The following is a 13,154-nucleotide window of genomic DNA, read 5'->3' as shown; positions in this document are numbered from 1 at the left end:
GTCAGCCTGAGCTGCGGTGAAGGTGGATGCAACAACAGCCCCGGACAGCAGAACTGCCGCAATACTGGTAGTTCGTCTCTTGCTCATAGTTTCCCTCGGTTGATGATCGTTGGGCGGTAGTCAGAACCGCCAATGGCGACTAGGCTTCGAGGTAATCAGAGTTCAGTGAACTACTCGTGAACTCCACACCGCGTTTATAAGGCTTAGCCAAGAACCATCCAAGAGCATCAAGCGGTTTACGTCTAGACGTGATTAAAGGAATATTTTCCCTATTTGAACTGACCGGTCAGTTCAATTAGTCTTGTTTTGTGCTTATCGCAGATTCAGTTTCCGTCAAGGGACGCCACGATTTACTGGTGTCCCCCACCTCGCTTCAAGTAACTCGCGGAGAGGTACACCTTGTGGTGGCCGACCCGCAAATCTCACGTACCGCCTTGGCCCTAGCCCTGAGCGGGCGCATGAAACCATCTACGGGGACCGTCTCGTGGGGTCACGCTGACTCCCTGAAAACCCTGCGCCAGCACACTGCCCTCCTGGATTCTCCAGAGGTCAACGAACCTGAATCACATATGAAGGTCCGCGATCTCATCGCCGAAGACCTCGCCCTTCTGCCGGGCCCGATCTGGAAAAAACCACGCAATAAAAAGTGGACGGCACTGCACGGATTCGATGATGTGGCCAAGGATTGGGCAGATTCCCTAGATCCCGCCCGCCGGTTGGAACTGCAACTTTTACTGGCCGCAGAAGACTCCCGCATCGAACTTATAGTCCTTGACTCCCCTGATCGCCACGACATGCAAGATGATGTCTGGCTGGATCTCCTGCTTGAATTTGCTGGCTCGAACCGCGCATTCGCGATCGTCGCCATTGTCAGTAACGCCCCTTACGAGTGGGATGGACCGATCACTTACCTGGGATCCAACGAGTACGAAGAATTTGAATCACCGGAAGAAGCCACCGCGCTCATCTCCGGAGAACCTCTGGTTGAAGAGCCAGAAGAACCCGAAGAACTAGAAGAGCCAGAAGAGCCCGAAAATTCTGAAGCGCCTGCAGAACTAGAGGAACCCGATAAAACAGAGGTTTTGTCGCAAGAATCTGTTCAAGATGAGCTGGATCTAGACGTTCCAGAAACAGTGGAGCCCAAGTCCGCGGAGCAAGAATCCACACCGACAGAACACAGCGACGCAGTACCAACTGTCGCAGAGGATAGCGACGCGAAGGAAAAAGAATGACCACTTTGCAACTTGCGCTCTCCGAGCTAAAGCGCATGACCCGTGGCACCCTGCCAAAGCTGGCGCTCATCGCGGTGACCTGTGTGCCTCTGCTTTATGGTGCTCTCTACCTCTACGCCAACTGGGACCCCCAGGGAAACTTAGACAAGGTCACCGCGGCCGTCGTTAATCTCGATGACGGCGGGGAAAAGGACGGCAAATTCACCCGTGTCGCCGACGATGTCGTTGAGAACCTCGAAGACGATGGGACCTTCAGCTGGGCGCATCTCGATTCGAGAGACGAAGCCGCCGACGCGGTGGCCAGCGGCAAATACGCCTTCGCCCTCGTTCTACCCGATAATTTCACCGCTGCGCTGCTGTCCCCCGGCGACTTCAAAGATGCCAGCCAGGCCAATATTGAGTTGCTGACCAATGACGCGAATAACTTCATGGTCTCCAACTTCGCACGGACCCTGACCACCTCGGTGCGCACTTCGGTCTCCGAAGAAGTCGGCACCGAAACCGCATCGGCGATGATCGCCGGCTTTGTAGACATTCACAGCTCTATGGATAAAGCCGCGGACGGCGCACAACAGCTCTACGACGGCACGATCACCCTCGGTGATGGCATCGTGACCCTGGCCGATGGCACCACCAAGCTTGTTGATGGCAGTAGTGAACTCTCCGACGGTGCTGTCCAGCTCAAGGATGGAACCAGCGAACTTTCCAGTGGCCTTTCTCAGCTGGTCACCGGTCAGAAGAAACTGCTCGATGGCAGCAATTCCCTGGCCGATGGCACCGGAGAGCTAGCCACCGGTGCAGATACGCTCAGCGATGGTTTGAGCACCATGAAGTCCAAGACCAAGACCCTGCCAAGCTCGGTCAAACAGCTCAATGACGGTGCCCAAAGCGCCAAGAGCGCTGCCGACCAGCTGGCCACCGGCGCACGCCAGGTCGCCGACGGAAATAAGCAGCTCTCCGACACCGCCGATGACGCCATCTCGGTGATCAACGAGCTGCAGGACGAAACCGGCAAGCAGCTGCAGAACGTCAAGACCGATACGCAGGCCGAGCTGGACAAGCTGGTGACCGACGGAGTGTTGACCCAAGAGCAGGCAGACACCATCAAGTCCAAGGTCAGCGACAGCGTGGAGAACTCGACGCTGAGCAACACCCTGAAGAACAAGGTGGACGAGGTCAACACCGGCCTTGCAGGACTGCAAGATAATCTGCACACACTCTCGGATGGTGCCGACAAGGTCGCCGATGGCAACGAACAGCTCGCTACCGGCCTGGGCACCCTTGCCCAGGGCACCAAGACACTGAACGCTGCGGTACCAAGCCTCGTTGACGGAATTTCCTCGGCCGCTGACGGCTCAGCGAAACTTGCCACCGGCGCGAACAGCGCCCACGACGGTGCCAAGCAGTTGGCCGAAGGCCAGAAGTCCGCGCTGACCGGTGCGACCCAGGCCTCCGAGGGTGCCAAGAAGCTGGATTCCGGAGCCGGTTCCCTGGTGACCGGCGCCGACCAGCTCCACAGCGGTTTGGTCCAGCTTTCCGATGGTGTCGGCGATCTGTCCGACGGTACCACCAAGCTCCAAGATGGCTCCAACGAGCTGGCCACGGGCCTGGATGACGGCGTCAAGCAGGTTCCTAACCCCGATAAGAAGACCAGTGAAGAGCTCTCCGATGTGATCGGTAACCCGGTGACGGTAGAGAACACCAAGCAGTCCGAAGCCCAAGTCTATGGTGCGGGTCTAGCCCCATTCTTCATGACGCTGGCGACCTTCATCGGTGTACTGATCCTCACCCAGGTGATGCGCCCCATTACCAAGCGCGCACTGCTGTCCAACGGCAGCAACTGGAAGATCTCGCTCGGTGGTTGGATACCATTCGCGGCCGTTGCCGTGATCCAGACCAGCTTGCTCTACGCGGTCGTGCACTTCGGACTGGGTCTACACACCGCGCACCCATGGATGGCATGGTTCCTTCTGGTATTCGCCGCCCTGTGCTTCAGCGCCCTCATCCAAGGCTGCTTCGCCCTGCTAGGAACTGCCGGCAAGTTTGTGGTGCTCGTCTTGATGGTGCTTCAGCTGGTCACCGCCGGCGGTACCTTCCCGTGGGAGACCCTGCCAGCGCCATTGCACTTCCTGCACCAGATCTTGCCGATGGGTAATGTGGTCGTCGGACTGCGTCACCTGGTGTACGGAGCGGAATTGAATGTGCTCTCCGCGGTCGCAGGCTCCTTGCTCATCTACACCGCGATCGGGCTCTTGCTGAGCATGCTTGCGGTACGTAAGGGCAAGACCTGGACCCTGAAAACACTGCAGCCGGAGTTGAAGGAATGACAACGCTAACCGGCCAGCGCCGCCGCGTGCGCGCCACGGATTCGAAGGAAAAGCTCTTCGAAGCGGCCATGAGGCTGCTCGGTTCGCGCTCCCCCGAGTCCGTCTCGGTGGACGAGATCGCCGCGGCCGCCGGCGTTTCCAAGGGCACCGTCTACTACAATTTCGGTTCCAAGGACGAGCTGGTCAGCCAGCTGCTCAGCTACGGCGCGCAGAAGCTCATGGGCGAACTGGCACGCGTTGCTTCCGCGGAAGACCCCTACCTGGCGCTGCGCCAGATGCTGGAATTCGCCATGGATTTCGTGGCCAGCTACCCGGCCTTCGCCCATCTGTGGATGCAGGAGCAGCTGGATGCCGACACCGCCAATGCATTCGCCGGCACCCCGCTGAATACGCAGGTGACCGGGCTGATCATCGAGGTCCTCGAGCGCCTCGTGGTGCTCGCTCCGGAGCAGAAGCTGTCGGTAGCCACGAGCATTTTCGGCTCAGCCTTGTTCACCGCCCGCATGCGCGCCTCGGGACGGACTGATCTGGACCGCGAGCAGACGGTGCGCGCCGTGCTGCTAACCGTGGACGGGCTGCGTGCCACCCGTCCACCAGCCAGCAATTAGGCCCGCGCGTCCCAGCTGGCGGTTTCGCTGATGCCCGGCAATTCGCCGCTGAAGATCAGCACCCCGGGATAGTCGTTGAGCAATTCGGCCACCGTGGCATAGGCATCATCGGGCAGGCGGGCCAGCAGCGAATCGAGAACCAGCAGCGGCGGTTCGCGCAATAGCGCCCGCGCCACCAGCAGCGAGGCCTGCTGCGCGGAATTCAGGGGTTCTCCGCCCCGGCGCAAGCGGGTTTCCTCCGCATCGGGCAGGTGGGCCATCTGGAGCCCGCAGGTTTCGGCCAGAGCCACTGCCTTGCGCAGCGACGCGCCCGGATGGCGGTAGCGCAGCGCGCGGGCAACGCTGCCGCGCTCGGGAACCATGGACTCCAAGGCGGCGCCGATCAGCTTGCGGCGGCCGGTCGCGGGTAAATCCTCGCTGCGCCCCTCGGCGATCCACACCCCTGCCTGCGGGTCGGCGTCGTGCGCCAGGCTGCCGGTGGCGATGGCCGCGAGCAATGTGGCGCAGTCCCCCTGGTTTCCGCGCACCGCGATGCGCTGCCCGGGCTGGGCGCGCAGCGTGGGGAAATTCCCGGCCATCGATTCCGGAAGCTGGATGCGCACTGAGGACGACTGGAGCATCAGCTCCTTGGCATCGCGGGTGCTCACCGGCGATGCTTCGCTGGCCTGCCAGCGATCCTGCTCGGCCAGCAGCGGCGCGATGATGCGCCGGCCAGCCTTGTAATTCTGCCTGTACTCCACCACGCGGCCCCATTCACCCAGGGTTCCCGCGCAGATTCCCATCAGCGTCAGCGCGGTCGCCACGGCGGCTGCCGGAAGCTGCGCCTGCGCGGCCGCGGCCACGAGAAGCGCAGTACCCAGCAGCGGAATGGCCAAAGCTCCGCCGCGCAGGGCTGCGGCGAACCGGGCGCGATGCACGGACGCGTCAACCACCTTCTGCGAGGTGTCCTGCACCCTTTGCACCTCCCTCTCGATGCCGCCGCCGGCGGCAATCGCGGTCCGTGCGGCCACGGTATCGGCAATGCGCGCGGCCAGGTTCCCGCGGTGCCGGCGCAGGGTCCGGGCGCTGAGGAACGTTCCGCCGGCCAGGCCCGCCAGCAAGATGCCTTCCAGCACCAGTGTCACGGCCAGGCTGACGGCCAGCAGCGGATGCAAGAACCCCAGGCCCGCACCGCTGACCAGCAGCAGCGGCAGGCCGGCCACCAGGGGGACCATGCCCTGCACTATCCAGTTGCGGATCGAGGACAGGTCGTTGGTGGAACGGGCGATGGTGATGCCCATGGACGGTCCGCGGGCGCTGCGCAAAGCGTGGGCTACCAGCCCGCGGCGCAGCTGGGCCACATAGTGCTGGCCCAGCTTTTCGGCCAGCACCCGTTCAGCGTATTTGGCCAGGAAGAAACAGCCGACCAGGCCCAGCACCGCGGCTAGCGCCCCGGCGCTGAGGCTGGCCGAAAGCTGTCCGATCAGCCAGCCAATGGCGATCGAGAGCAGGCCGGCGAGAACCCCTAGGCTGAGCAATCCGGCCAGGAGCATCCGCCGTCCGGGAGCTACCAGTGGCGGCAGGCGCTCGGGCTGGGCCACCTGCGCGGCGGCGGTCTTCTGGTCCAGCATTGCGGCTCCTAGCGGGTTGGCAGCAGCGCGGCGGCAACCTCGGCCTGGCACAGGTCGAAGGTACCGATGACCGGGGTGGCCAGCTTCGCCTGGGCTTCCTTCGCGGCCAGCGGGGAGGCGGTGAGCACTCCTGACACCGCGGCAACATCCAGGCCTGCTTCGCGCAGGATGCGTTCGCCGGCCAGTGCGCCCAGCGCGTCCTGGGCGCTGAACAGCACGCGGTCCACGTGCTCGGAGAAGACCGGGTCGAGCAGCAAGCGGGAGGTTTCGCCCTGGAACAGGCCGTCGGCGATCTCGATGACCACCGCGTCCGCTCCGGTGGCGCTCTGCTCGCGGATCATCGCCACCAGCAGGTCGCGGACGGTTTCGTAGTCCAGGCGGTAGGTGGTCGGGAAGCCGAAGTCGGTGAAGTCGCAGACGCTGAAGGCGCCGGCATCGGTGAACAGGTCCGGGTCGTTGCCGGCTCCGGTGCCGGTGGCCTTGCCGGCGGCAACTGCCATGCCGGAGTTGACCAGGCCGTTGACCAGGCATCCGAGCGTGGTGGACTTGCCGGAGTTCATCGAGGTGCCCAGCACCGCGATCACCGGCGGGCGCTGGGCGCCGGCCTGCACTGGACGCGGGGAATCGTCCTGGATGCCCAGCGGTGCGAAGTCCGCCAGGTTCACGACCTTGCCGTGGCGCATCAGCAGGCCGGTTGGCTGCAGCTGGGTCGCCATGTCGATCGAGGCGTGCTGCTCGATGACTTCGCTGGCGACGCCGCCGCCTGCCACCAGCTGGCAGGGGCCCAGGTTCTGCGGCACGTGGGCAAGGAACTGGTCCGGTGCGTAGCGGTCGCCGTAGGCGACCATGATCTCCTGGCCGACGAACATCAGCTGGCGGCGGGAGACCGGGGACTGCAGGCGCGTGTGCTTGCCCAGCTCGGTGACGGTGGCAATCACGACGTCGCCGGCACGAGGCGCCATGTTCGTGCGGCGCACGACCTGGAAATCCTGGGGGTTGCGTTGCAGCTCGGCTGCGACAAAGCGGGTGGTGTAGGCGGCGCGGATGGCGCGAGCACGCTGTGCATCGATCTGCTGCTGCACTTCATTGCGGGCTGCGGTGGTCTGCGTTGGAAGCGATTCTGCGATGATGGCCATTTGCCTGTTCCTCTTTCACTGTTTCCGGCCTGCGGTTTCCGTGTGCCGGTGCTGGCTGTGCTGCCAACGATTCCTAGTGAAACGAGCAATAGTGAACTCAAAATGAACGGTTCATGAGACGACGAGGTGGATTCGATGAGAGGGTTATCATCTGCTTCTCATACATCCAGATCATCACTTATTTACAGGCTGACTAGTGCGTTAGAAAAATCTTTATGAGACTTCCCTCATGCAGGCCGGGGTGCGGTGAAATGTGTGACGCGCGCATCACGGGCATCCAAATGCGAGTACGGGTGCGAAGTTTCCAGCACCGTGGTCCCCAGGGTCGGATAGTTCATTGCCAGCTCGTAGACGGCTTCTTCATCCGAGTCCATAGCGGCCAAGCGCAACGCCAATTCCTGCAGCACCGGCTGATGCCCGATCACCAGCAGGCAGCTGACCGTATCCGGCACCTCATTGATGATGGAGCACAACTGGGAGACGCCCGCGGTGAAGATGCGCGAGTCAATGTAGGGGGTTGGACCCTTTTCCCCAAGCTCGGACAGCACCCACGCGCAGGTGGCGCGCGCACGCAGCGCATCGGAGCAGATGATGTAGTCCGGGATCAGGTCATTCTCCACAAGCCAGGCTCCGGCAGCGGGAGCCTCGCGGTGGCCGCGGGCTGCCAGCGGCCGGTCGTGATCTGCGACGCCTAGCGGGTAGTCGGCTTTGGCGTGGCGCATCAGAATGAGCTTGCGGGAGTGAATGGTGTTCATTGTCCCAGCTTAAGACAGCAGTGGCGGGCAAACCGAACCCGGTTTGCCCGCCACTGCTGTCGGCAACTACTAGATGGAGTATTCCGGAGCAGCCCAGACAACTACTTCTGGGTGCTCGTAGAAGCGGTAGCCCTGGCCGCGCACGGTTCGCACGGTGTTGGCCAGGCGTCCCAGCTTCGAACGCAGGCGACGGATATGCACGTCGATGGTGCGTTCGTTGGGGACTTCTTCGGCGTTGCGCCACAGGTTTTCCAGCAGCTCTTCGCGGCCTACGGTGCGGGTGCCGTTTTCCACGAGGAAGTTCAGCAGCTCGAATTCCTTGAAGGTCAGGTTCAGAGTTTCGCCATCGAGGTAGACTTCGCGGCGCGAGAGGTCAATCAGCACACCCGATGGGCGCGGGGTGGATGGGCGGGCTTCAGCGCGAGGCCGGCGGGAAACCGTCGGGTCACCCAGTGCCTGGCGAACAACATCGATTGGCTCGCCCTGCGCACTGGTTGGTGCCAGCGCTACGGCAGCGTGGGTCTGCGCCTGCGGCGACAGGGTGGCCAGGAAGGCGCGCACCTGGGTGGCAAGCTTGCCCAGCGAGGTGCCCTGCGCCTGAGCTGCGGTTTCATCCAGGCCTACGTAGAGCACGAAGCCGCGCGCTGAGGTATCGGCGCTCGGCTGGCCGATTGGCTGCACTGGAGCCTGAGCTGGCTGATGCGATGGATCACGAGTTTCATGAACATTGGAAACTGCGCGCAGTGGGCGATAGCCCGCTGGTGCATAGTTGCCAGAAGCTGCACGCTGGGCAGCTGCTGCGCGGTTCTGCGCATTGCGAATTGAAACGTGGACGTATCCGGAACCAGCCGACATAATCTTTTTCCTCTTTTAGTGCGAAGGCCAAGTGGTTTGGCGCTCATGCTTCGGGTTTTGCTTGCGCTGTCCGCGGCCTTCGTCCACGTTCAGCAGTTGGGTTTCCCGTCAATAACACCCAGAATCCGGATTGCGAATCACTCGCAATTCGATCTGGACGCCAAGGATGCCGAGCATTCTTTGAGAACAATCGCGGGCAATTCGAGGTGGTTATTCGAGGTGCCTTTGCTGTTCTGCGCCGTACTCACATCTCTAGTTTCCTCGTAACATTGGCAACTTGCAAGTAACAATGGACACTCATGTCCACATAGTGAGACGAATGTTTCCAAACGTGACACACGCCACTTTAGGCAATTCTGGACTGCCCAAGCGCTTAACTAAACAATATGCTCAAGCCATCAGTTGATCTTCGTCATTTTGCCTAGCCCACTCAGAGGCCTGAATATCCATTCATCACTACGGCTTGTCCACGCTTCAATCATTCGTCGTTCTTAGGGGTTGACCAAATTAACCACTATCGGTTTCGGTTTTCTCCGCATAAAATTGACATACAGTCATAGCTCGCACACAGCAAAAACATATTCTCAGCCCATGGCAATAGGACAAGCTGATAAACATGAATGAATCTCGATTTTCACCTTCGCAATTGCCTCGGCTGACCCACCCTGACGGCACGGCAATCAAAGTTCTCGTGGTCGATGATGAACCTTCGCTGGCAGAATTGGTCGCCATGGGAACCCGCATGCTCGGCTGGGAAGCCACGATGGCCCACGATGGGCCGGAAGCCGTAGCAACCGCCCGCTCCTTGGCCCCTGACGTCCTGGTTCTCGACTGGATGCTGCCCGGATTCGACGGCCCGGAAGTGCTGCGCAAGGTGCGCACCCATTTCCCGGAGATCCCCGTTCTCTTCCTGACCGCCAAGGACGCGGTCGAGGATCGCATCGAAGGCCTGGGCGCCGGTGCAGACGACTATGTCGCCAAGCCCTTCAGCCTCGAAGAGGTCCTGATCCGGTTGCACCGGCTCGTGGAACGTTCAGGCGCGGCCACCGCGGATTCCGCTGAACTAGTAGTTGGCGACCTGGTGCTGAACATGGACTCGCACGATGTCTCGCGTGCAGGCCGCGAAATCTCGCTGACCGCCACCGAATTCGATCTGCTCAGCTACCTGATGAGCAATGCCCGCCGTGTGGTGTCCAAGTCGCAGATCCTGGACAACGTCTGGCACTACGATTTCGACGGGCAGGCGAACATCGTCGAGTTGTACATCTCGTACCTGCGCAAGAAGATCGATGTTGATGCCGAGCCGATGATCCATACCGTGCGTGGTGTCGGCTACGTGCTGAAGCCGGCTGCATGAGTTTCTTTTCCCCGAATACCAGGGTGAGCTCGCCGCACGCGCTGCAACGCAAGCTGCTGCTCATCCTGCTGACCTCGGTCACCGCAGTATCCGTATTGCTCGGCCTGCTCTACAACGCCGGCATGCGCCAGACGTTGATGGACCAGCTCAACAGCCAGCTGCGGCTCACCACCGAACGCGCGCTGAATTATTCGCAGGGCGCGCCAGCGGTGAACTCCCGGTTGGACGCCCCGGGCCAGGCGGCCGGCACGCTGACCGCCCGATTCGTCGACAAGTACGTCTTCAACGGTGGCGTGCTGGATGAACGCACCGGCGAACTGAAGCAGCTGAGCCAGGAAGACGCCATCCCGATGGTGGATCTCGAACTGAGCACGTTGCGTGCCGGAGGGCAGTTCAAGCCGGTACGCGCCCACCTGACCGTGGGAGACTACTACCTGGTCGCCGTGAAGGACTCCGGCTCCAACGGCATCCTGATCGTCGGTTTGCCCCTGCACGGCACCGATCTGGCACTGCGCGGCATGGCGTGGCTGACGCTGTTCATTGCCTTGATCCTGATCGCCGGTGCAGGCCTGGCCGGCTCATGGCTCATCTCGCGTTCGCTGGCCTCGCTCAAGCGTGTGGCCGCCGTGGCAAGTTCGGTCGCCGCCGAAGATCTCGATTCGGGCAAAGTGGACCTGACCCAGCGTGTGCCCGCACGCGATGCCATCCCCGGCACCGAGGTGGGCAATGTCGGCAATGCGCTGAATGCGATGATCAGCAACGTCGCCACAGCCCTGACCGCCCGCGAGAAATCCCAGGCCCAGATGCGCCAGTTCGTCGCCGATGCCTCGCACGAGCTGCGCACGCCGCTCTCGGCGATCCGTGGCTACACCGAACTGCTCTCCGCTACCGAGCATTTCTCCCCAGACGGGCAGCGCTCGGTGGATCGGGTGCTGCAGCAAAGCAGCCGAATGAGCTCGCTGGTGGAGAATCTGCTGCTGCTGGCCCGCCTGGACGAAGAGAATGCTTTCAAGCGCAGCAAGATCGATTTGTGCTCGCTCACCGCGGATATCACCGAAGACTTCAAGCTCACCGCGAGCGACCACCATTGGGAGTTCGACTGCCAGGCGCCGCAGACCTTCGTCTACGGCGATTCGTCCTCGTTGCGGCGGGTGATTACCAATCTCCTGGCCAATGCACGCAAGCACACGACCGCCGGGAACACCGTCACCGTATCGGTGGACCGCGACGAGGACGCCGATGAAGCCGTCATCCGGGTGCACGACACCGGCGAAGGCATTGCCCCCGAATTCCTGCCCCGGGTATTCGAGCGCTTCACCCGAGCCGACAAGGCGCGCTCCGGCTCGGACGGCACCACCGGGCTGGGCCTGCCAATCGCCAAGAGCATCGTCGAAGCCCATGGCGGCAGCATTACGGTTGCGTCCACGCCGGGAGACACCGTCTTCGAGGTCCGCCTGCCGCTGGACGAACCCGAAACCGATGAAGAAACGCCGGAGGCTGCGGTGTAATCACCGCGGCCTCCGGGCGCATGGCTTAGCTGATGCTAGGCAATCGGCGGGGTCACGCCATACAGGCGGTCGCCGGCATCGCCCAAGCCTGGGATGATGTAGGACTTCTCGTTCAGCTTCTGGTCCATCGCCGCCAGCACGATGTGCACTCGGTCGTCGCCACCGTGGATTTCCTTCAGGCGCTCGACGCCCTCAGGAGCGGCGATCAGGCAGATGCAGGTGACGGATTCCGCGCCTCGCTCGAAAATGAACTTGATGGACTCGGCCAAGGTGCCGCCGGTGGCCAGCATCGGATCCAGCACGAAGACCTGGCGACCGGTCAGGTCGTTTGGCACGCGGTCGGCGTAGGTGATGATGTCCAGAGTTTCCTCATTGCGGGCCATGCCCAGGAAACCGACTTCAGCCGTTGGAACCAGGCGGGTCATGCCTTCAAGCATGCCCAGGCCTGCACGCAGGATCGGGACAACTAGCGGGGTTGGCTTGGCAATCGAGGTGCCGATGGTGGTGGCGACCGGGGTCTGCACCTCAACGTTTTCGGTTTTCACCTCGCGGGTGGCTTCATAAGCCAGCAGGGTGACCAGTTCGTCGGTCAGCTGGCGGAAAATCGAGGATGGGGTGTTCTTATCACGAAGAACCGAAACCTTGTGTGCCACCAGTGGGTGGTCGACTACCTGTACGCGCATAAGTAGAAATCTATCAGCACCGCCTCAGGCAAATCGAGAGAAATCCTCGATTTCCCGCTGTTAAAGGTCTTTGGTGTGCCCAAGGAAACAGCAAACTTCGGCGTAGTGGGCAGCGCAGCAGACTCCCTGCTCCCGGCAACCGTCGCAAAACACGTAAAGTGAAAGCACTATGGTGCACGAATTTGATGCTTGGATGGACCTCGCCTTGGCTGAAGCGCGCAAAGCGCTGGCTACTGATGATGTGCCCATCGGCGCCGTCATCCTCTCCCCCGAAGGCGAAGTGCTGGCCACCGGGCGAAATGAGCGCGAGGCGGTCAAGGATCCGACAGCGCACGCCGAGGTGGTCGCCATCCGCAATGCGGTCAAAGCCCTGGAAGCCGCGGGACAAGACGATGGCTGGCGCTTATCGGACTGCACGCTGGTGGTAACCCTGGAGCCCTGTGCCATGTGCGCCGGGGCCATCGTCCTCTCGCGCATTCCCCAGCTGGTCTTCGGGGCGTGGGATGAAAAGGCCGGCGCGTGCGGCTCGGTCTTCGATATCGTCCGCGAACCACGCTTGAACCATTGGGTCGAGGTGCATTCGCGGGTCAAGGAAGACGAATGCGGCGACCTGCTGCGTGAATTCTTCCGAGGCAAACGCGGTAGAAGCTGACGTTGATGTGTTTCGGACCACTTCAGACCAAAAATGGCGCTCTCGTTTTTGTTTTCACCTGTTGTTCGTTATAGAGTTATCAGGTCTGGTGACGTGTCCGAGCGGCCGAAGGTGCAACACTCGAAATGTTGTGTACGGTAACCCCGTACCGTGGGTTCAAATCCCACCGTCACCGCCAACGAAAACCCCTGGTCAACCAGGGGTTTTCTTTTTTAAGAATCTGCCGTGGTGCACTTATGGTGCAAATTTCAGCGGAAGGTAGTCGAGACATGCCTGTCACGCGTTGCAAACACGGCTTCCACCACCATGCAGGGCCGCACGCCCGCGACTGGGGCAACCATGACGAAGAATGCCCCTATTGGGCGTCTCATCGCGCGCAGAATCTCGAAGACCAGTAGCCTCCCGGCGGGCTGCCGCACATCGCTCCGCGA

At 61.7% G+C, this 13,154-nt stretch carries 11 protein-coding genes and 1 tRNA gene; 7 read left to right on the top strand and 5 right to left on the bottom strand.

What is annotated here, in order from left to right; translation table 11 throughout:
• Positions 1-308 precede the first annotated feature (308 nt).
• From JOE62_RS03540 to JOE62_RS03530, 3 genes are read left to right on the top strand one after another with little or no spacing between them, the layout of a single operon-like run.
• Positions 309-1,232 carry an ABC transporter ATP-binding protein gene (locus tag JOE62_RS03540; protein ID WP_204720395.1) on the top strand — a complete coding sequence of 308 codons (924 nt, stop codon included), beginning with the start codon at positions 309-311 and terminating at the stop codon, positions 1,230-1,232.
• Positions 1,229-3,559, top strand: coding sequence for a YhgE/Pip domain-containing protein (locus JOE62_RS03535; protein ID WP_204720393.1), 2,331 nt, complete (start codon positions 1,229-1,231; stop codon positions 3,557-3,559). The genes JOE62_RS03540 and JOE62_RS03535 overlap by 4 nt, the downstream gene beginning before the upstream one ends.
• Entirely contained in the window at positions 3,556-4,167 is a 612-nt protein-coding gene (locus JOE62_RS03530; RefSeq protein ID WP_204720391.1) for a TetR/AcrR family transcriptional regulator, read from the top strand. The genes JOE62_RS03535 and JOE62_RS03530 overlap by 4 nt, the downstream gene beginning before the upstream one ends.
• On the opposite strand, the gene JOE62_RS03525 is transcribed toward JOE62_RS03530, so the two are convergent.
• The 4 genes from JOE62_RS03525 to JOE62_RS03510 all read right to left on the bottom strand — a co-directional run bounded on the left by JOE62_RS03525 (position 4,164) and on the right by JOE62_RS03510 (position 8,523).
• Positions 4,164-5,777 (bottom strand): ABC transporter ATP-binding protein, encoded by a 1,614-nt coding sequence (locus JOE62_RS03525; protein WP_204720389.1) that lies wholly within the window; start codon positions 5,775-5,777, stop codon positions 4,164-4,166. The genes JOE62_RS03530 and JOE62_RS03525 overlap by 4 nt on opposite strands.
• A gap of 8 nt (positions 5,778-5,785) precedes the next feature.
• Positions 5,786-6,913 carry a DUF1611 domain-containing protein gene (locus JOE62_RS03520; RefSeq protein WP_204720387.1) on the bottom strand — a complete coding sequence of 376 codons (1,128 nt, stop codon included), beginning with the start codon at positions 6,911-6,913 and terminating at the stop codon, positions 5,786-5,788.
• Between the two features lie 227 nt (positions 6,914-7,140).
• Entirely contained in the window at positions 7,141-7,668 is a 528-nt protein-coding gene (locus tag JOE62_RS03515) for a SixA phosphatase family protein (RefSeq protein WP_141358849.1), read from the bottom strand.
• A 69-nt stretch (positions 7,669-7,737) separates the two neighbouring features.
• The gene (locus JOE62_RS03510) at positions 7,738-8,523 is read right to left on the bottom strand and encodes a winged helix-turn-helix domain-containing protein (RefSeq protein WP_204720385.1); all 786 of its coding nucleotides are present in this window, start codon (positions 8,521-8,523) and stop codon (positions 7,738-7,740) included.
• Between the two features lie 616 nt (positions 8,524-9,139).
• Between JOE62_RS03510 and JOE62_RS03505 the strand changes: the two genes are divergently transcribed.
• Complete coding sequence (locus JOE62_RS03505; RefSeq protein ID WP_038992352.1) at positions 9,140-9,880, top strand: response regulator transcription factor; 741 nt, start codon at positions 9,140-9,142, stop codon at positions 9,878-9,880.
• Positions 9,877-11,388, top strand: coding sequence for a sensor histidine kinase (locus JOE62_RS03500; protein ID WP_204720383.1), 1,512 nt, complete (start codon positions 9,877-9,879; stop codon positions 11,386-11,388). The genes JOE62_RS03505 and JOE62_RS03500 overlap by 4 nt, the downstream gene beginning before the upstream one ends.
• Positions 11,389-11,423: 35 nt before the next feature.
• Here the strand turns inward: JOE62_RS03500 and upp are convergent, their stop codons facing one another.
• Positions 11,424-12,071: a uracil phosphoribosyltransferase gene (upp, locus tag JOE62_RS03495; RefSeq protein WP_204720381.1), complete on the bottom strand. Its 648-nt coding sequence runs from the start codon at positions 12,069-12,071 to the stop codon at positions 11,424-11,426.
• A gap of 169 nt (positions 12,072-12,240) precedes the next feature.
• Between upp and tadA the strand changes: the two genes are divergently transcribed.
• Positions 12,241-12,723, top strand: a complete 483-nt coding sequence (tadA, locus tag JOE62_RS03490; RefSeq protein ID WP_204720379.1) for a tRNA adenosine(34) deaminase TadA — start codon at positions 12,241-12,243, stop codon at positions 12,721-12,723.
• Positions 12,724-12,810: 87 nt separating this feature from the next.
• Positions 12,811-12,901 (top strand) — tRNA-Ser (locus JOE62_RS03485).
• Positions 12,902-13,154 lie beyond the last annotated feature (253 nt).

Source organism: Glutamicibacter nicotianae (genome assembly GCF_016907615.1).
Lineage (GTDB): Bacteria > Actinomycetota > Actinomycetes > Actinomycetales > Micrococcaceae > Glutamicibacter > Glutamicibacter nicotianae.
Note: the sequence above shows the minus strand (reverse complement) of the source record. Positions and strands in the feature narration are given on the sequence as shown.